The 20,073-nt window shown below is 39.6% G+C and carries 18 protein-coding genes; 5 read left to right on the plus strand and 13 right to left on the minus strand.

The window, feature by feature from the left end:
* Positions 1–2: 2 nt before the first annotated feature.
* Both QM382_RS03255 and QM382_RS03260 read right to left on the minus strand, forming a co-directional pair.
* Positions 3–821 carry a Cof-type HAD-IIB family hydrolase gene (locus tag QM382_RS03255; RefSeq protein ID WP_414272422.1) on the minus strand — a complete coding sequence of 273 codons (819 nt, stop codon included), beginning with the start codon at positions 819–821 and terminating at the stop codon, positions 3–5.
* A complete protein-coding gene (locus tag QM382_RS03260) occupies positions 821–1,612 on the minus strand; it encodes a Cof-type HAD-IIB family hydrolase (protein ID WP_414272423.1) in 792 nt (263 codons plus the stop codon). The genes QM382_RS03255 and QM382_RS03260 overlap by 1 nt, the downstream gene beginning before the upstream one ends.
* A gap of 332 nt (positions 1,613–1,944) precedes the next feature.
* On the opposite strand from QM382_RS03260, the gene QM382_RS03265 reads away from it, so the two are divergent.
* Positions 1,945–2,412 carry an 8-oxo-dGTP diphosphatase gene (locus QM382_RS03265; protein WP_414272424.1) on the plus strand — a complete coding sequence of 156 codons (468 nt, stop codon included), beginning with the start codon at positions 1,945–1,947 and terminating at the stop codon, positions 2,410–2,412.
* Between the two features lie 240 nt (positions 2,413–2,652).
* Here the strand turns inward: QM382_RS03265 and QM382_RS03270 are convergent, their stop codons facing one another.
* The 4 genes from QM382_RS03270 to rnc all read right to left on the minus strand — a co-directional run bounded on the left by QM382_RS03270 (position 2,653) and on the right by rnc (position 8,387).
* Positions 2,653–3,231, minus strand: coding sequence for an HD domain-containing protein (locus QM382_RS03270; RefSeq protein WP_414272465.1), 579 nt, complete (start codon positions 3,229–3,231; stop codon positions 2,653–2,655).
* A 179-nt stretch (positions 3,232–3,410) separates the two neighbouring features.
* Positions 3,411–4,070 carry a trimeric intracellular cation channel family protein gene (locus QM382_RS03275; protein WP_006148259.1) on the minus strand — a complete coding sequence of 220 codons (660 nt, stop codon included), beginning with the start codon at positions 4,068–4,070 and terminating at the stop codon, positions 3,411–3,413.
* Positions 4,071–4,158: 88 nt separating this feature from the next.
* Positions 4,159–7,698: a chromosome segregation protein SMC gene (gene smc / locus QM382_RS03280; RefSeq protein ID WP_414272425.1), complete on the minus strand. Its 3,540-nt coding sequence runs from the start codon at positions 7,696–7,698 to the stop codon at positions 4,159–4,161.
* On the minus strand, positions 7,689–8,387 hold the full coding sequence (gene rnc / locus QM382_RS03285) for a ribonuclease III (RefSeq protein WP_006148257.1): 699 nt from the start codon (positions 8,385–8,387) through the stop codon (positions 7,689–7,691). Before rnc ends, smc begins: the two co-directional genes overlap by 10 nt.
* 153 nt (positions 8,388–8,540) lie before the next feature.
* On the opposite strand from rnc, the gene QM382_RS03290 reads away from it, so the two are divergent.
* From QM382_RS03290 to ffh, 3 genes are read left to right on the plus strand one after another with little or no spacing between them, the layout of a single operon-like run.
* Positions 8,541–8,873: a putative DNA-binding protein gene (locus QM382_RS03290; protein WP_004252600.1), complete on the plus strand. Its 333-nt coding sequence runs from the start codon at positions 8,541–8,543 to the stop codon at positions 8,871–8,873.
* A gap of 2 nt (positions 8,874–8,875) precedes the next feature.
* A complete protein-coding gene (locus QM382_RS03295; protein ID WP_049494484.1) occupies positions 8,876–9,091 on the plus strand; it encodes a hypothetical protein in 216 nt (71 codons plus the stop codon).
* A gap of 17 nt (positions 9,092–9,108) precedes the next feature.
* A complete protein-coding gene (ffh, locus tag QM382_RS03300) occupies positions 9,109–10,674 on the plus strand; it encodes a signal recognition particle protein (protein ID WP_414272426.1) in 1,566 nt (521 codons plus the stop codon).
* A gap of 25 nt (positions 10,675–10,699) precedes the next feature.
* Here the strand turns inward: ffh and QM382_RS03305 are convergent, their stop codons facing one another.
* The 6 genes from QM382_RS03305 to QM382_RS03330 all read right to left on the minus strand — a co-directional run bounded on the left by QM382_RS03305 (position 10,700) and on the right by QM382_RS03330 (position 15,785).
* Positions 10,700–11,593, minus strand: a complete 894-nt coding sequence (locus QM382_RS03305) for an RluA family pseudouridine synthase (protein WP_414272427.1) — start codon at positions 11,591–11,593, stop codon at positions 10,700–10,702.
* The gene (gene lspA / locus QM382_RS03310) at positions 11,583–12,044 is read right to left on the minus strand and encodes a signal peptidase II (RefSeq protein ID WP_414272428.1); all 462 of its coding nucleotides are present in this window, start codon (positions 12,042–12,044) and stop codon (positions 11,583–11,585) included. The genes QM382_RS03305 and lspA overlap by 11 nt, the downstream gene beginning before the upstream one ends.
* A complete protein-coding gene (locus QM382_RS03315) occupies positions 12,041–12,949 on the minus strand; it encodes a LysR family transcriptional regulator (RefSeq protein ID WP_006150820.1) in 909 nt (302 codons plus the stop codon). The genes lspA and QM382_RS03315 overlap by 4 nt, the downstream gene beginning before the upstream one ends.
* Before the next feature lie 156 nt (positions 12,950–13,105).
* A complete protein-coding gene (gene sodA / locus QM382_RS03320) occupies positions 13,106–13,711 on the minus strand; it encodes a superoxide dismutase SodA (protein ID WP_414272429.1) in 606 nt (201 codons plus the stop codon).
* A 68-nt stretch (positions 13,712–13,779) separates the two neighbouring features.
* Positions 13,780–14,817 (minus strand): DNA polymerase III subunit delta, encoded by a 1,038-nt coding sequence (gene holA / locus QM382_RS03325; protein WP_414272430.1) that lies wholly within the window; start codon positions 14,815–14,817, stop codon positions 13,780–13,782.
* Between the two features lie 32 nt (positions 14,818–14,849).
* On the minus strand, positions 14,850–15,785 hold the full coding sequence (locus tag QM382_RS03330; protein ID WP_414272431.1) for a dihydroorotate oxidase: 936 nt from the start codon (positions 15,783–15,785) through the stop codon (positions 14,850–14,852).
* A 225-nt stretch (positions 15,786–16,010) separates the two neighbouring features.
* Between QM382_RS03330 and gdhA the strand changes: the two genes are divergently transcribed.
* The gene (gdhA, locus tag QM382_RS03335; protein WP_006150755.1) at positions 16,011–17,357 is read left to right on the plus strand and encodes an NADP-specific glutamate dehydrogenase; all 1,347 of its coding nucleotides are present in this window, start codon (positions 16,011–16,013) and stop codon (positions 17,355–17,357) included.
* Between the two features lie 91 nt (positions 17,358–17,448).
* Here gdhA and alaS read toward each other — a convergent pair whose 3' ends face one another.
* On the minus strand, positions 17,449–20,067 hold the full coding sequence (gene alaS / locus QM382_RS03340) for an alanine--tRNA ligase (RefSeq protein ID WP_414272432.1): 2,619 nt from the start codon (positions 20,065–20,067) through the stop codon (positions 17,449–17,451).
* Between the last annotated feature and the right edge of the window lie 6 nt (positions 20,068–20,073).

Consider the following 20,073-nt stretch of genomic DNA (forward strand, 5'->3'; position numbering starts at 1 on the left):
CTTTAGTTCTCCTTCAGTACATATTTTTCAATTGCCCAGGCGACAGCTTCTTCGTCATTAGTCATTGGTGTTACCACATTTGCCACAGCCTTAACTGCTGGCACAGCATTTTGCATAGCGACACCGAGACCGGCCCACTCAATCATCGAAAGATCATTAGCCTCATCTCCACAGGCCATGACTTGACTTCGGTCAATTCCCAGGTGTTCAATCAGTTTAGATAATCCTGTCGCCTTATGAACATTCTTTGGTGACCATTCTAGCAAGAGTTCACGTGATTTAAAAATCTCATACTGGTCGTATAATTCTGGTGAAATCTTCTCAATAGCTGCATCCAAAGGTTCCTGAGGAAAGGCAGTCACACATTTATTGTATGTTACCTGACTAGACAAATCTTCAAAAGCAGTTGGAACAAAAGTTAGAGCCGGGTTAAACTGAGCATATAAACTTTCTTGATCAGACTGAATTTGGTAAACTGTTCCTTCTGAAATTGCATCTAAGGGGATTTCTAATTTTTCAGTTTCTTCATAAATACGTGTCACATCATCAATTGAAAAGACTGTCTTATCAAGAATCTCACCTGTATTTTTCTGAACCAATCCACCGTTGAATGTGATAGTATATTCGTCATCGTGACCATCTGTCCCAAGCTCTTTAAGGAAGAAATCCATAGCCTTGAGAGGACGTCCAGTTGTTAGGACTACCTTGACCCCTTGTTCACGCGCAGCCTTTAAAGTTGCCTTGGTACGATCAGTCAATTTCTTGTCTGTCGTCAGCAAGGTTCCATCCAAGTCTAGGGCAATTAATTTAATATCTGCCATTATAACCCCTCCATATAAGCGATAACTGATTGGTCTTTATGGTGACCGATAACTGTTTCGGCAAGTTCCAAAATCTCTGGGCGAGCATTTTCAGGCGCAACTGGGTGTCCTACAACCTGCATCATGTGAAGGTCATTGAGATTGTCACCGAAGGCCATCACTTGATCCATATTCAGATTTAACTTCTTAGCTAATTCGACAATCGCAACTCCCTTGTCCACATAATCTAGAACAATATCAATGGATTCAAAACCTGTCGTCATTGCCTTAACACCAGGAACATGTTCATTAACCCAAGCTTCACCAGCTTCTACTGTCTCTTCTGTAAAGTTAGTTGTGAATTTGAAAATCTCATCGGTAATATCTTCTAGACTAGCTACTTTTTGAATATTCTCATTGTAATGATGACTAAACATGAGATAGGTTTCATCTACAGTATCTAAAACATAGCAAGCTTTCTTACCAGTCAAGAGCATCTTATTCTCATCAAAATAAGGTGAAGTCTTTAGCTTTTCAAATGTTGATAAGTAAAAATCTCTAGGCATAGTCGCTTCATAGAGGTCTTGTCCATGAAAACGAACCAGACTTCCATTTTCAGCAATAAAAATAATCTCATCTTTGACATCCGCAAAATGTTTCTCTAAGGACAAAAGACCACGTCCTGATGCTACAGCAAAATAGATACCTCTCTCTTTGTAGGATGAGAGAAGAGCTTTTAAGCGCTCCCTATCAAATTGGCCAGCTTCATCCAAAAAAGTCCCGTCCATATCAGTTGCGACTAGTTTAATCATAAATACTTCTATTCTCCAGTTGTAAATCTATCTTCTATTATACCATAGAAAAAGTAAAAAAAGACGCGCTGAATTGACACGTCTTTGTCTTCTATAAATAATCCCGTAGGGCCAATTTAAAGGCCAGGCTGATTTGCTTACTTTCTTTTATATCCAACCTCTCAACTCTTTTCTTCCAAAGTTCTTGATTGAAGTCTATTCTGAGAGTTCATCAGCTATTGCGTAAAAATTATCAATCTTTGGCTGAGATACATTTGTCACAATCATAAATAGCATATAGTTCTTGACATATAATCTTGCATATGAAAAAATACTTGTTGGAGGTTAATAATATGACTGAAAAAATCAAAAACTGGGTTAATATTTGCGTTTTGAAAAATCAAGCAATTTTATTACTTAATAGACAACACGATAATTTTCCTGGCTGGATTCCACCGGGGGGAAAAGTTGAATTCCCTGAAAGTTTTTTTGAAGCTGCATTACGGGAACTTAAGGAAGAGACTGGACTCACTGCATTAAATCTTGAATTAAAGGGAATTTCAGGCTTTACTAATTCAATTGGTAATGAGAGATTTGTCTTCTATGACTTTTTATGTACTCAGTTTACTGGTGAACTAAGCACATCCGACGAAGGTGAGCCAAAATGGTGGAATCTAAAAGAAATCGATAAAATACCAATGCAAGATGAAATAAGAAAAAGGCTACCGCTTTATTTAAGAAAAGGAAGCTTTGAAAGTATTAACTATTGGGATGATAATAAGAAATGCATTAGTGAAAACAAAACAATTTTATTTGACTAATATTCTCTACAGTATAATCAAATGCAAAATTCTCAATCCATTAGTAATTTTTGTATAATTCAGTACTCAATACAATCTGTCTTTAATAACATATAGTTTAGAGTTTTACAAAATAATGGTATCTAATAAAAATCATCTAATCTGACAATTCTTTCTTGTATCTATTGATAGCTAAAAAGCCTTGGAAACAGCTTATTCCAAGGCTTTCTCTATATTCTATTGTATCTATAGAGCCAATTATTAAAAATATAAGCCCCTCTCCACACTTTCCTGAATCAAATCTTCCGTCAGTTTCCATAATTCTTCTGATTCACTTTTTATGAACTTTTTCTTATCTAATACCATGTCTGCACTGATATTATCAGGGTTATAATTTAATTCTGACACTTCTAAGTGATTTATCAGTGGTACCAATGCATCGATTACTCTTGCATATCTTGATTCAGCACTCTGTCCTTTTTCAAATTCCAACCACAAATTTTTCATATTCAAATATTTATCTTCTGGAAGGAGGCTCATTGTTTTTTCTATAGATTCTAACTCTCTATCATGAGAATGAATCTTTTTTTCATCATCAAAAACCCAAGTATCTCCGGCATAAATCTCACCTAAATCATGAATCAATAACATAGAAATAACTTTTTCCATTTTTAACTTTTCAGGATAATAATCTTGAAGAACTATAGCAGCTATAGCACCTTGCCAAGAATGCTCGGCACTATTTTCAAATCTTCCATCAAGAGTTCTATTAAATCTTGTTACTGCCTTTAATTTCTCTATTTCTTTAATAAAATCGACTGAATTCTTTAAATTACTCATTGTAGCTCCTATCTTATTTAAAATTTTAGATATAATACCAAAAAATATTAATTTCATCAAATATTTCCCGTATTTGCAAAAATAAAATAGCGTCTAATCCATATAAGATTAGACGCCTGATTAAACTTGTAGTTTATAAAATATTTATCAATCGAGTGATTGAGCTTTCCTACCATCAATCAATTCCAAGTCTTTTTATCCATATTTGGCAAAGAGAGCTTAAACTTAATAATACAGAGTCGAATCACAAAACCGACAATTGAGAGAATGATAAAAGCAGTGATTCTTGGAAAGTGAAGGACAAAGGCCAACCAGTAATAAATAACGCCAATTACAAAAGATAGAAGGGCATAGATGTCCTCTTTTAGAACACTTGGAACTTCATTAATCAAGAGATCTCGGATGATACCTCCGCCAGCACCTGTTAAACAGGCCAAAATCCCAGCAGACATTAAATTCAACTTACTATCTGCCAAGGCTGTAGCCCCGATTAGAGAGAAGATAATCAATCCAATCGAATCAAAGATAAGATAAGCTTCTCTCAGCCACTTATAGAATTTTTTTTCTTGACTAGCATTGGCTTGTTTTGATGTCACAAAGGCATACATAATAACAGCTACTAGAATAGAGACATAAATCGGTCCAGGATCTGCGAGAGCGGATGGAAAACGACTGATAATAGAATCTCTTAAAATCCCTCCGCCTACTGCTGTTACAATTGCCAATAAACTAATTCCAAAAATATCTAAACGTTTACCAAATCCTTTGATGGCTCCTGACGCCGCAAAGGCTATAGTCCCAATATAATTACAAATCATTAGGAATAGGTCAAAATCCATATAAGCTCCTCAATTTATTTTTGTAACCTTTCTGACTTCTTGAAGGTTATTCTAAATACTTTAGCTTGAATGTTGTATCAAAAACAAACTAAGCATCCATATTTTCTAAATCTTTTAGTTTAACAGAGACAATCTTAGAAACACCAGATTCTTGCATGGTTACCCCATAAATAGAGTCTGCGGCTGCCATGGTTCCCTTACGGTGGGTAACAACGATAAATTGACTATCCTTGTCAAATCGATTGAGATAATCCCCAAAGCGTTTAACGTTAGCTTCATCGAGTGCAGCCTCTACTTCATCCAAAATAACAAATGGAATGGTCTTGACACGAATGATTGAGAAAAGCAAGGCAAGGGCAGACAAGGCCTTCTCTCCACCACTCATGAGGTTGAGAGATTGGATTTTCTTACCTGGCGGTTGAACAGAGATTTCAACACCTGCTGTCAATAAATCTCCCTCGGTAAGGATTAGGTCCGCTTGACCACCACCAAACATCTGCTTGAAGGTCACTTTGAAGGATTCACGAATAGCTTCAAAGGTTGATTTAAATCGTTCCTTCACTTCATCATTCATTTCTATAATGGTTTCAAGAAGAAGATTTTTGGCAGAAAGAATGTCATCACGCTGACTATTTAAGAATTCCAAACGTTCGTGAACTTCGTCAAACTGTTCAATGGCATCCAAATTGACTGGACCAAGTGAACGGATGGATTTTTCTAAATCCTTGACCTCTTGTTCAGCGATAGCCAAATCTTCTAAGGAATTGGCTTGTTCTAAAGCTTCCGTATAACTAATCTGGTATTCTTCAGTCAGTTGACCTTGAAGATAGCGAAGGCGGTCCGTAATCTTCTCTTTGGTCGCTTCCGCTCGTGTTTGCTTACGAATCCATTCTTCATTTTGCTGACGAGCTTGTTCTAAATGACTAGCAATATCATCCAATTGACCTTCAATATCATCCAGCTCAAACTGCTTACGAATAAGCCCTTGTTGAATTTCTTCCTTCTGACTCTTGGCTTCTCTTTCCTGCTTGGTCAAAAGTTCCGTATCAACCTTTTCAAGATTGTCTACCTTTTCTTGGAGAAGGCGTTCGATTTCATCTTGCTCCATATCAAGGTATTCAAGCTCTTTGTTAATCCGTTCAATATCTGCAACTTCGTAACGTTTTCGCCCTACCATTTCTGTTTTGAGCAGACGTTCTTGAGAAAGTTTATCCTGCAAGCTTTGATAACGTTCTTGAATCGCATTTTTATTGGACTTGATTTCTTCAATCTCAGACTCCAGCTTTTGCTTTTCAGTTGAAATAACTGCAAGACGTTCTTGACATTTTTCTTTTTCAGCTTGCCAATCTCCACCTCTGAGATTAGTTAACTCTTGCTCCTGAAGTTCTAAAAGTGTTTCGAGTTCTTCGACTTGTTGGCAAGTTTGTTGATAAGCCAGATATAAGCCTTGCTCCTCTATTCGAGCTTGCTCTCCTTGAGACTTAATAGTCTCCAAAGTTTGAGCGAGAGCACTCAAGTTTTCTTGAAGTGATTTCAGATTTTCTTCTTCCTGACCAAGAATCTTCTCTTCCTTAGCAATTTCTTTTTGCAACTCTTCTAATTCAGGCTTGATAAAAATGCTGTTATTTTGACGATTGGCACCACCAGCATAAGAACCACCTGTACGCAATTCTGTACCATCTAGGGTTACCATCCGAACTTGATAACGTACCTTACGAGCAGCATCACGCGCATGCTCTACCGTATCAAAGATTGCTGTTGTAGCTAGCAAGTTTTTAAAAATAGCTTCATGCTTGGCATCAAAGGTAACCAATTCATCTGCCATTCCAAGAAAACCTGGACTTGAGGCAATCACATCTTGGTTCTGACCAGAAATGCTACGAGCCTTGATGGTTGTCAAAGGCAGGAAGGTAGCACGACCAGCTCGGTTTCGCTTAAGGAAATCAATAGCTTTAGTCGCAGCCTGTTCATCTTCAACGATGATATGTTGACTACTTGCACCGAGGGCAATTTCAAGAGCTGTTTGATAACGAACATCAAAAGTTAAATGTTCACTGACCGCTCCGACAATACCGCCCAGGCGATTTTTTTCTTGTAGAACACTCTTAACACCCGCATAGAAATTACTATGATTTTTAAGAATGTTTTCCAGACTTTGCGCCTTGGCCTGCTTGTTTTTCAAACTATCTAGGCGGTCAAAAAGTTGATTTTGCTGACTTTGATAAGCCTGCTTTTGTTCTTCTTCCTGTTTAGCATTCGTCTGATAGTCAGCAAGCAAGGTCTGTACTTTTTCTTTTGCTGATTTAAGAGCAGTTTCTTGTTCACTTGCCTTAGATTTGGCAGAAGCTAATTGTTCCTTCAAGGACTCCAATTGTTCTTCTTGCTTTTGAGTCTGTTGGCGACTATTTTCAAGATCATTTTCAATCCGTGTCAATTGGTTAGAGACATCCGCTTCTTCCTGCAAGAAAGCAACAAAGCGCTCACGCAATTGCTCAATCATCTGATCTGGATCATCAGAAAATGCTACTAACTCAGCTTCTAAACGATTGATCTCCTTGGTATTGACTGCAAGATTTTCTTCTAACTGACTGAGATTTGCTTCTTTTTCTTCCTTCTCTTGAATAAGAACATTTCTCTTTTCATCCAAACTAGCTAAACGAGCTTGAGCCTCTTGTTGATTGAGAGCAACCTGCTCTGTCTCCAGTTTAGACAAGGCCAATTTCCGTTCTAAATCACTGATTAGAGCAGTCAAATCCATCAAACTAGTTTGATCTTTAGCCATCTCTGCTTGTAAATCTTGTCTCTGCTTCTTGAGAGATTGATTTTCAAGTTCTAGTGACTCGCGTTTTTGATAATAACTAGTCAACAGTTCTTGAACTTGGTTTAATTCTTCTTCTGTTAGATTCAATTCAGCCTTATTGGCTTGAATTTGTGCAACTAAAACATCTAAGTAGATGCCTTTACGCTGACTGTCCAAGTCTATAAATTTACGAGCTGTTGCTGCTTGCTTTTCTAAGGGCTTGATTTGATTGTCTAACTCATAGATGATATCTTCCAAGCGGTCTAAATTGTCTTGAGTTTGTTGAAGTTTGCTTTCCGTCTCTTTGCGACGAGTTTTATATTTTAAAACTCCGGCAGCTTCTTCAAAGATTGCGCGACGTTCCTCAGGTTTAGAGTTGAAGATTTCTTCAACCTTCCCTTGGGAAATAATAGAGAAGGAGTCGCGACCAAGTCCGGTATCTAAGAAAAGATCATGAATATCACGAAGACGGACTTTTTTCCCATCAATCTTGTATTCACTATCTCCCGTACGATAGATGTGACGCTCCACCTTGATTTCCTGTCCTGAATCCTTGATGAAACCATCCTGGTTATCTAGAGTAACAACTACAGAAGCATAGTTTAATGGTTTTCTACTTTCTGTTCCTGCAAAGATAACATCTGGCATCTTCCCGCCACGAAGACTTTTGACACTGGATTCCCCAAGAGCCCAGCGTAAACTTTCTGTGATGTTAGATTTTCCAGAACCATTGGGTCCTACAACTGCTGTTACTCCTTGGTCAAAGACAACCTTGGTTTTGTCAGCGAAGGACTTAAACCCCTGAATCTCAATTTCTTTTAAATACATGAATCCAGTCCTTCCTCAACTGCATTTTTAGCGGCTTCTTGTTCGGCCAATTTTTTAGATCGTCCTTGACCCCTACCTAAACTTTGACCCTCGACGAGGACTTCAACCTCAAACATCTTATCATGGGCAGGTCCAATCTCTGAAATCACCTGATAACGAATATCGACATCACCATTGACTTGGAGTAATTCTTGGAGGTGAGTCTTGTAGTCTTTAATCATCTCAAAATCACCAGCCTCAACCTTCGGTATCATGACCTGATAGATAAACTCTTTTACCGTAAGTAGATCCTTATCTAAAAGCAGGGCACCCAAAAAGGCTTCGAAAGCATCTCCCAAGATGGTATCTCGATTACGGCCTCCAGATTTTTCCTCTCCCTTTCCTAGCTTGATAAACTGGTCAAACTGGCAGTCACGGGCAAAACCAGCCAAACTCTCTTCACGTACAATCATGGCACGGAGTTTAGATAGGTCACCTTCTGGTTTTTTAGGATATTTTTTGTACAGATATTCTGAAATCAATAATTGCAGAACAGCGTCTCCTAAAAATTCCAAGCGTTCATTGTGTGAAATTTTTAAGAGGCGGTGCTCATTGGCATAACTAGTATGAGTAAAAGCTGTTTCAAGTAACTGTTTATCTGAAAAAACAAGCCCAAAACGTTGCTCTAACACGGTTTCTAATTCTTTCATAAGAACCTCTTTCTAAAACATTATAATACACTCCATTATACCAAAAAAAGGTTTCTTAGTCAGAAAATAACCGTTAAAAGTCCTTTTTCTGACTTGTGTTTAAAATCAATCCATTACTAGCAGTTCAAGCTATTTTTTGGTATAATAAATCTTATGGAAATTGAAAAAACCAATCGAATGAATGCTCTGTTTGAATTTTATGCAGCCCTTTTGACTGATAAGCAGATGAACTATATCGAGCTCTACTATGCAGACGACTATAGTTTAGCTGAAATTGCTGAAGAATTCGGTGTCAGTCGTCAGGCTGTTTATGATAATATCAAACGCACAGAAAAAATACTGGAAGATTACGAGATGAAGCTTCATATGTACTCTGATTACATTGTCCGCAGTCAGATTTTTGATCAGATCATTGAGCGCTATCCAGAAGATGCTTTTCTCCAAGAGCAAGTTGAGATTTTAACAAGTATTGACAATCGGGAGTAATCATGGGCAGTCTAGTTAATTATCAAGGAATACCTTGCAAACTATTAGCCGCAGAGGAACCATTTCCTACTCGACTACAGATTATCTCGCCCAATGATATCTCCAAAGCTATGCAAATAGGTTTTAGCTGTTGGGGATATCCAAATGAAATCATGAAAGAAGTCACACCTGAAGAACTAGAGTGTTTGCAACATTTCGGACGATTTCCACTGAATTGAATAAATAGGAGAAAAATATGGCATTTGAAAATTTAACAGAACGTTTACAGAACGTCTTTAAAAATCTACGTAAAAAAGGAAAAATCACAGAGAGTGATATCCAAGAAGCAACCAAGGAAATTCGTCTGGCGCTTTTAGAAGCCGACGTTGCTTTACCTGTAGTTAAGGATTTTATCAAAAAAATTCGTGAACGCGCGGTCGGGCATGAAGTCATTGATACCCTCAATCCAGCTCAACAAATCATCAAGATTGTTAATGAGGAGTTGACGGAAGTTCTTGGTTCTGATACAGCTGAGATTATCAAGTCTCCTAAGATTCCTACAATCATCATGATGGTCGGTTTGCAGGGTGCTGGTAAAACAACCTTTGCTGGAAAACTTGCTAACAAACTTAAAAAGGAAGAGGATGCTCGTCCTCTGATGATTGCAGCCGACATCTATCGTCCTGCAGCTATTGACCAGCTAAAAACTCTCGGACAACAAATTGATGTTCCTGTCTTTGCTCTTGGAACTGAAGTTCCTGCAGTGGAGATTGTTCGCCAAGGTTTGGAGCAAGCTAAAGCCAACCATAATGACTATGTTTTGATTGATACGGCAGGTCGTTTGCAAATTGATGAACTCCTCATGAACGAGCTCCGTGATGTTAAAGCTCTTGCTCAACCAAATGAAATCCTTCTCGTCATCGATGCCATGATTGGTCAAGAAGCTGCTAACGTTGCGCGAGAATTTAACGCTCAATTAGAAGTTACCGGTGTCATCCTTACCAAGATTGACGGGGATACTCGTGGTGGTGCGGCCCTTTCTGTTCGTCATATCACAGGAAAACCAATCAAATTCACTGGTACTGGTGAAAAGATTACCGACATTGAAACCTTCCACCCTGACCGTATGGCAAGCCGTATTCTCGGTATGGGAGATATGCTGACTCTGATTGAGAAAGCTTCCCAAGAATACGATGAGCAAAAAGCCCTAGAAATGGCTGAAAAGATGCGGGAAAACACCTTTGATTTCAACGATTTCATCGATCAGTTGGATCAGGTGCAAAATATGGGGCCGATGGAAGATTTGCTCAAGATGATTCCTGGTATGGCCAACAATCCTGCCCTTCAAAATATGAAGGTGGATGAAAAACAAATTGCTCGCAAACGTGCCATCGTCTCATCTATGACTCCTGAAGAACGTGAAAATCCAGATTTGCTCACTCCAAGCCGTCGTCGTCGTATTGCAGCTGGTTCTGGTAATACCTTTATCGATGTCAACAAGTTCATCAAAGACTTTAACCAAGCCAAACAACTCATGCAAGGTGTCATGTCTGGTGACATGAACAAGATGATGAAGCAAATGGGCATCAACCCTAACAACCTTCCTAAAAATATGCCTGGTGGCATGGATATCTCAGCCCTTGAAGGTATGATGGGACAAGGCGGTATGCCGGATATGTCTGCTCTTGGAGGAGCCGGAATGCCTGATATGAGCCAGATGCTTGGTGGAGGTCTCAAGGGTAAAATCGGTGAATTTGCTATGAAGCAATCCATGAAACGCATGGCTAATAAAATGAAAAAAGCTAAGAAAAAACGCAAATAAAAAAGGACTCAATTGAGTCCTTTTTTTATTGTTCTTTTCTAAGTTTCTCCAAGGTTTGCTTGAAGATATCTGGGATATCAGCAGTAAATTCCAGCGTTTCCCCAGTTCTTGGATGGGTAAATCCTAGCGTCTTGGCATGGAGAAATTGTCCATGTCCCTTTAGGGTTTTACGAGGACCGTATACCTCATCACCAGCGACAGGATGACCGATATAAGCCATGTGCACACGGATTTGATGAGTTCGTCCTGTTTCCAGTTGCAACTCTAATAAAGAATAGTCACCAAAGCGTTCTAAGACTTGGAAACGTGTCACTGCTGGTTTCCCTTTGGCAGTCACAGCCTGTTTCTTACGGTCTTTTTCGCTACGACCAATCGGCGCCTCAATGACACCTCTGTCATTTGGAAGATTACCATGAACAATAGCCCAATATTTTCGAAGAGATTTCTTGTCTTTCAATTCTTGAGCCAGTGCCATGTGAGCTTCATCGTTTTTAGCAATCATGAGAAGCCCAGATGTGTCCTTATCGATACGATGGACAATCCCTGGCCGCAGCACACCATTAATTCCTGATAAGTCCTTAATATGATACATAAGGGCATTCACCAAGGTACCACTGGTATGACCAGCACTTGGATGAACAACCATGCCTTGAGGTTTATTGACTACTGCTACATCCTCATCTTGATAAATGATTTCAAGAGGAATATCTTCAGCTACATACTCTAAAACTTCTGGTTCGGGAATTTGATAAGTGATCATATCCCCCTCTTGGACCGTATACTTGGCTTTCTTAACCTGGCCGTTGACCAAGACTTGACCAGACTTGATTTGTTCATTGGCGAGACTACGAGACAATTCTGTCAAATCTGACAAAGCCTTATCTAAACGTAGTCCACCTGTTTCAATTTTAATTTCCATTCATTTCCTCTTTTAGCATTGCAAGCAATAATACAACGACCCCTACTGTTAGATAACTATCAGCCACATTGAAAATCGCAAAATTGATAAAGTCTAAGTGAAACATATCCACGACAAATCCTTGGCTAATGCGATCAATGAAGTTTCCCAGACCACCTGCAATAATCAGAACCAATCCAAAGACTGTCCAGAGGGAATCTTCTATATGCTTGTGCAAATACCAGATAGCCCCTGCCATAACTACTAGAGTAATCACCGCAAAAAACCACTGTTGATCTTGAAGCATAGAAAAAGCTGCTCCCCTATTTTGCAGATAGGTTAAACTAACTAGATTTGGAATCCATGATTTGATTTCATCAAGAGCAATATTATGAACGACATAAGCCTTTACCAATTGATCTAATACAATCAAGGCAGCTATAATTCCTGCTACTATTCCTCTTTTTTTCATGCTTTCCTCTTCTGATCAAAATACTCTTGCATGACCTCTACAAATAAAGTCCCTGCTTGACTCAAGTCTACTTCCTCACGTTTCACATAAACCATGCGATTATTGAGATTATCATTTAGCGGAATAACGGTGATTCCGTTCACACTATCGCTATCTAAGAATCCAGAACCAGTCGCATAAGCATTTGTTCTTTCAAGAATTCCATTTAAAGTAGCACGGTCAGTTACATTAAACATTTGAGAGCTAGCACTTGTATCCACAAAGTTCTCTGAGTAATAGAGATATTCATCCTTTTCTTGTGTGAATCGAACTGTTGGCAAATCAACTAAATCCTCCATAACCAACTCTTTTTTCTTGGCTAAAGGATGTCCTTCACGAAGATAGATATGCGTCTGGAAAGGAATCAACTCAATCACTTCAAGGCCTAACTTTTCAACCCGTTGCATGATACCCTTTTGGTTTTGATTGTTGAGGTAAATAATCCCAATCTCACTATGACCTTGGGCTACTTCATCCAAAATCTGAACAGTTGTAGATTCAAAAATACGGAAATTTTTATATTCAGGATATTGTTGTGAAAATGCTGTAATGGTTGGTGGCAAGAAATCATAGTGCTGGCTGGCTATTGAAAACTCATCCTTCTCCTCTTCAGGATTAGCATACTGATTTTGAAATACATCAAACCCTTTTACTAACTCTTGGGCCTTTTCATAAAATTCCATTCCACGGCGAGTAAGAAAGGTACCCGAACTAGTTCTGCGGAAAATCTTGAATCCTAGCTCTTTCTCCAGATCTCTTACAGAAATAGATAGACTGGGTTGGCTAACGTACATTTTCTCAGCAGCTTCACGAAAAGTACCACTATTTGCAATAGCAACAACGTAGCGTAATTGTTGAATATTCATGATTTCTCCTTCGTTTTCTATCTTATCATTATACCATAAATAAAGCCTATCCAACAAAGGAAAATCATGAGACAGTTACTTCTAAAAAAGGAAACAAAAAAACACCTTTAAAGCTAGACCCAAAATCCAACTAAAAAGGGGTGTTATCAAATGCGATTATTTAGCTGCTGCGTAAAGCTCGTCTACTTTGTTCCAGTTGATAACTGAGAAGAAAGCTTTGATGTAGTCAGGACGAACGTTGCGGTATTTCACGTAGTAGGCATGTTCCCAAACGTCCAAGCCCAAGATTGGTTTTTTACCTTCTGAGATTGGTGTATCTTGGTTTGCTGTTGAAGTCACTTCAAGTTTACCTTCTTTGTTAACAACCAACCATGCCCATCCAGAACCGAAACGAGTTGTTGCTGCCACAGTAAATGCTGCTTGGAATTCTTCGAATGAACCAAATGTTGCATCGATTGCTGCTGCAAGTTCTGCTGAAGGAGCTGTTTTTTCAGGAGTCATCAATTCCCAGAAAAGAGCATGGTTCAAGTGTCCACCACCGTTGTTGATAAGCGCTTGACGGATATCAGCTGGGATAGATTCTACATCAGCAAGCAATGCTTCAAGGTCTTCACTAATTTCAGGGTGTTTTTCAAGAGCTGCGTTTGCGTTGTTGACATATGTTTGGTGATGTTTGTCATGGTGCAAGTGCATTGTTTCAGCATCGATGTATGGTTCCAATGCATCGTAAGCGTATGGAAGATCTGGTAAGATAATAGCCATCTGTAATACCTCTTTTCTTTCTATATAAAAATGATAACACAAACAACCTTTTTTTTCAAGTTATTTGCTCAATTTGACTGGCTCGCAATCTGCAATAAAGCTTTCTCAAACAAGTACCCTTTTTCGTAAACACCAGTCTTAATTTGATAATCTGCCTGGATGAGATAACGAATAGAATCCTGCAGGAATTTCAGGGACAATCCTCGCGTATCACGAAGGGCAAATTTGATTTGATAGGGATTCGGATTGCGACCAAGATAGTGCCCCAAACTGCTGACCATCTGTGATTCTGTCTGACCAGACTCTTGCAATATTTTTACCTGGGTATAGAGTCTAAACTGCCCCAGCATAATGGCAATCAGTTTAATCTCATCTTCACCCTGTAAGGTCAAATCTTTAACTAAATCTCGTGCCTGATCAATTTTCTTAGTTAATATTAATTGGGTCAAATCAAAAATATTATCCTGCAAAGTCTTTGGAATGGCTTCAACAATATCTTCTTCTGTTATCAGACCACTATCCTTATAAGACTGTAAGAAGAGCAAGTTTTTCTGAATTTCACTGAATTGAAAACTAGATTTGATAAGCAACTGTTCAAAGGAATTTCCATCAAAGGAAAGTTCTTGTTCCTGAGCCCACTTTTGAAAATAGGCTCGCAACTCTTGCTCTTTAGGTTCAAGAGCCTCAAATACTGTCGCATCACGCTTAAGTAATTTGACCAAACGTCTCTTGCTATCTAACTTGCCTTCAGCAAAGATTACTAATTTACTTGAGGGTACTGGATTTTCCAGATAGTCTTCAAAGGCCTTTAGCTCATCATCAGTTAGATAGCGTTTTTTAGCAGTTGTAATATCGAGAAAATGATCTAAAATAACAATTTTTTCATCCGCAAAGAAAGGAAGACTGACCAACTCTAGCTCCAAGCTTTTGTAGTCTACTTCTTTCATGTCAAAATAAGCAAAATTCAAATCTGCAGGATCATATCCGATTTGCTTTAGAACTTGTGCTTTCATGACGTCATACTGTCCTTGATCAGCCCCTGTAAACAGGGTCAAACTAGGAAGGTTCGCTAAGGATAGCTTTCGACTTTCTTCTATGGCTAGCATTTATTCTCCTTTCTTTTTAATTTAGCTTCCGTTTAATCCATATAATTCAATTTTCCACGGAAATCCTCTAGGCTTTGGTATCCTTTTTCCGACATAATTTCTTTGAGTTCCTTTGTAATACGCTCAAAAGCACCCACACCTTCTTTGTGTAGGGTAGTTCCTACTTGTACCATGCTGGCACCACATAGGATATGTTCAAAGGCATCACGCCCCGTTAATACTCCACCAGTTCCGATGATTTGAATCTGAGGATTTAAGCGTTGATAAAAGGCATGAACGTTGGCAAGGGCAGTTGGTTTAATGTATTCTCCACCAATTCCACCAAAGCCGTTCTTAGGACGAATCACGACAGACTCGTCTTCTATATAAAGACCATTTCCAATAGAGTTGACACAATTGACAAATTTGAGCGGATATTTGTTAAAAATAGCTGCAGCCTGGTCAAAGTGAACTATATCAAAATAAGGTGGTAGCTTAATTCCTAGAGGTTTTGTAAAATACTCAAAGACTTCTGACAAGATACGGTCTGTTGTTTCAAAATCATAGGCAATCTGAGGTTTTCCTGGAACATTGGGACATGAGAGATTGAGTTCAGTTAGACCACGAAAATCACTTTCTTGCACCTTCTTCAAAATGGTATGAGTTTCCTCTGGAGACATTCCAACTAAAGATAGAAAGAAGGTACGATTTGGTTCCTTTTCTTGTAATTCCAAAAGGTAGTTCAGGTAATAGTCTAAACCATTATTTGGCAGACCCATAGAGTTGATAGAGCCAAGTGGAACATCTTGGTAGCGTGGTTCAGGATTCCCCTGACGAAATTCCAAGGTTGCTGTTTTAGTGACAAAGGTTCCTGCTGCTGAGTTTTTAACACCTTCCAATTCCTCAACTGTCATACAAGCAACTCCTGCTGCATTCATCAAGCAATTGTCAAACTCAAAACCAGCGATCTGTGTTTTAGTTGATACCATGATTCTATTCCTCCAGATTCCTTTATATTGCTACTATTATACCATACTTTGGCAGGACTCTTTTAATAAAACTAATCATATGAAAAGGTTCTTATTCAGCTAATAAAACTAGCTAATCCAAATTGAAAGAATTTTTAGAAAATTTATGTTTTTTTCTTTACAGTGAAAAATTTTTCTGCTATAATGTCTCATGTAATAAAATATGACAACAAAAAGGAGAACGATATGACATCTGCTAAAGAATATATCCAAAGCGTGTTTGAAACTGTAAAAGCTCGTAACGGGCATGAGGCTGAATTTCTCCAGGCGGTTGAAGAATTTTTCAGCACTTTGGAGCCTGTCTTTGAAAAACACCCTGAGTATATTGAAGAAAATATCTTGGCACGTATCACTGAGCCTGAGCGCGTAATTAGCTTCCGTGTTCCTTGGGTTGACCGTGACGGAAAAGTTCAAGTTAACCGTGGTTACCGTGTTCAATTTAACTCAGCTGTTGGACCATATAAAGGCGGACTTCGTTTCCACCCAACTGTTAACCAAGGGATTCTGAAATTCCTCGGATTCGAACAAATCTTTAAAAATGTTTTGACAGGACTTCCAATCGGTGGAGGTAAAGGGGGATCAGACTTCGATCCTAAAGGCAAAACTGATGCTGAAGTGATGCGCTTCTGCCAAAGCTTCATGACTGAATTGCAAAAATACATCGGACCATCTCTTGACGTACCTGCTGGTGATATCGGTGTAGGTGGACGTGAGATTGGTTACCTTTACGGACAATACAAACGTCTCAACCAATTTGATGCTGGTGTCTTGACTGGTAAACCTCTTGGATTTGGTGGTAGCTTGATTCGTCCAGAAGCAACTGGTTATGGATTGGTTTACTACACTGAAGAAATGCTTAAAGCAAACGGCAACAGCTTTGCAGGTAAGAAAGTTGTTATTTCAGGTTCTGGTAACGTAGCTCAATACGCTCTTCAAAAAGCAACTGAACTTGGTGCAACTGTTATCTCAGTTTCTGACTCAAACGGTTATGTTATTGATGAAAATGGTATCGACTTCGACCTTCTTACAGACGTTAAAGAAAAACGCCGTGCTCGTTTGACAGAGTATGCTGCAGAAAAACCAACTGCTACATACCACGAAGGTTCTGTATGGACTTACACTGGAAACTACGATATCGCTCTTCCATGTGCGACTCAAAACGAAATCAACGGTGAAGCTGCGAAACGCTTGGTTGCTCAAGGAGTTATCTGTGTATCTGAAGGAGCTAACATGCCTAGCGACCTTGAAGCGATTAAAGTCTACAAGGAAAATGGAATCCTTTACGGACCTGCTAAAGCTGCCAATGCTGGTGGGGTAGCTGTATCCGCTCTTGAAATGAGCCAAAACAGCCTTCGCCTTTCATGGACACGTGAAGAAGTTGACGGTCGTTTGAAAGATATCATGACTAACATCTTCAACACAGCTAAAACAACTGCAGAAACTTACGGTCTTGGAACTGACTACCTTGCAGGTGCAAATATCGCTGCCTTCGAAAACGTAGCAAACGCTATGATTGCGCAAGGGATTGTTTAATTTCAAGTAACTACTTAACTCCTCACTCCAGTGAGGAGTTTTTTCTTATTCATAAAAAAAGACCTACCCTACTGGATAGATCTTTGCTTTCTTACAATTTACCTGCTACCGCATCCAACAATTCTTGGATTTTCGCTTGGTTGCTTCCTCCTGCCATGGCCATGTCTGGTTTTCCACCGCCACGTCCATCAACGATTGGAGCCAATTCTTTAATCATATTACCTGCGTGTACATCTTTTGTCTTGCTGGCTACAAGGACGTTCACTTTGTCACCGATGGCTGCGACAAGAACAAGGACATCAGAGTAGTCTTTTTGTTTCCAGTTATCTGCGAAGGTACGAAGGGCACCTGCATCTGATACAGAAACTTGGCTTGCGATAAAGCTGTGACCATTTGCTTCTTGAACATTCTTGAAGACATCACCGGCTGCTGCAGCCGCTGCTTTTTCCTTCAATTCTGCATTTTCTTTTTGCAATTGACGAAGTTGCTCTTGAAGTCCTTCAACCTTATGAGGAACTTCCTTGAGTTGAGGGGCTTTCAAGGTTGCTGCGACTGCTTTTAGTGCATCTTCTTGTTCACGGTAAGCTTCAAAGGCTTCCTTACCAGTCACTGCCAAGATACGACGAGTTCCTGATCCAATCCCTTCTTCTTTGACAATCTTGAAGAGACCAATCTCAGAAGTATTGCCAACGTGGGTACCACCACAAAGCTCCACTGAATAGTCCCCGATCGTTACAACACGGACTTCTTTACCGTATTTCTCACCAAAAAGGGCCATCGCTCCCATTTCTTTAGCAGTATCGATATCTGTTTCAATCGTTTCGACTGCGATAGCTTCCCAAATCTTCTCATTGACTTGTTGCTCAATAGCACGCAATTCTTCAGGAGTGACAGCTTGGAAGTGAGTGAAGTCAAAGCGAAGGAATTCTACTTCATTAAGTGAACCTGCTTGAGTAGCATGGTGGCCAAGGATATTATGAAGAGCTGCATGGAGCAAGTGAGTGGCTGTGTGGTTCTTCATGACACGATGACGACGATTGCTATCGATAGCCAATGTGTATTCTTGGTTCAAAGCAAGTGGCGCAAGAACTTCAACGGTATGGAGTGCTTGTCCGTTTGGTGCTTTTTGAACATCTGTCACTGTCGCTACAACATTTCCTTGAGCATCCATGATTTGACCATGGTCCGCAACCTGTCCACCCATTTCAGCGTAGAATGGAGTTTCTGCAAAGATAAGTGACGCAGTTCCTTCAGCTACAGCTTCTACTTCAGCATTGTCAGCTACGATAGCCACCAACTTAGAAGACAATTGGCTAGCATTGTAGTTGAAGACACTTTCCACTGTGATGTTTTGAAGGGTTTCATTTTGCATCCCCATAGATCCACCTTTGACAGCAGATGCACGCGCACGTTCTTGTTGTTCCTTCATAGCCGCTTCAAAACCTTCACGGTCAACAGTCATTCCTGCTTCTTCAGCGATTTCTTCTGTCAATTCTACTGGGAATCCGTATGTATCGTAGAGTTTGAAGACATCTTGACCAGCGATGACAGATTGACCTTTTTCTTTCAAGTCTGCCACGATGGTTTCTGCAAAATGTTGACCTGAGTGAAGGGTACGAGCAAATGACTCTTCCTCGCTCTTAACGATTTTTTCTATAAAGTCACGTTTTTCAAGCACTTCTGGGTAGTAGCTTTCCATGATTTTTCCAACAGTTGGAACCAGTTTGTAAAGGAAAGGCTCATTGATGCCCAATTTTTGACCATGCATAGAGGCACGGCGGAGAAGACGACGGAGGACATAACCACGACCTTCATTTCCAGGAAGGGCACCATCACCGATAGCAAATGAAAGAGAACGGATGTGGTCTGCAATAACCTTGAAGCTCATGTTGTCGCCATCTTGGTCATAAACCTTACCAGATAATTTCTCAACTTCACGAATGATTGGCATGAAGAGGTCTGTTTCAAAGTTGGTCTTAGCACCTTGGATAACAGCTACCAAACGCTCCAATCCAGCGCCCGTATCAATGTTTTTGTGTGGCAATTCCTTGTACTCGCTACGAGGTACAGCTGGATCAGCGTTAAATTGTGACAATACAATGTTCCAGATTTCGATATAACGGTCATTTTCGATATCTTCTGCAAGAAGACGAAGACCAATGTTTTCAGGGTCAAAGGCTTCTCCACGGTCGAAGAAGATTTCTGTATCAGGTCCAGAAGGTCCCGCACCGATTTCCCAGAAGTTGTCTTCAATTGGGATCAAATGACTTGGATCTACTCCCACTTCAATCCAGCGGTTGTATGAATCCTTGTCATCTGGATAGTATGTCATGTAAAGTTTGTCTTTAGGGAAGTCAAACCACTCAGGACTTGTCAAAAGCTCATATGCCCATGTAATTGCTTCGTCACGGAAGTAATCCCCGATTGAGAAGTTCCCCAACATTTCAAACATGGTATGGTGACGGGCAGTCTTCCCTACGTTTTCGATATCGTTGGTACGGATGGCTTTTTGAGCATTGGTAATACGTGGATTTTCAGGTTTGATAGTTCCATCGAAGTATTTTTTAAGAGTGGCAACCCCTGAGTTGATCCACAAAAGGGTTGGGTCGTTTACTGGAACCAAGCTAACGGATGGTTCTACTGAGTGGCCTTTTGTAGCCCAGAAATCAAGCCACATTTGGCGGACTTGTGCACTAGATAATTGTTTCATATGTAT

Origin of the sequence: Streptococcus infantis (assembly GCF_047465185.1) — a bacterium.
Lineage (GTDB): Bacteria > Bacillota > Bacilli > Lactobacillales > Streptococcaceae > Streptococcus > Streptococcus infantis_O.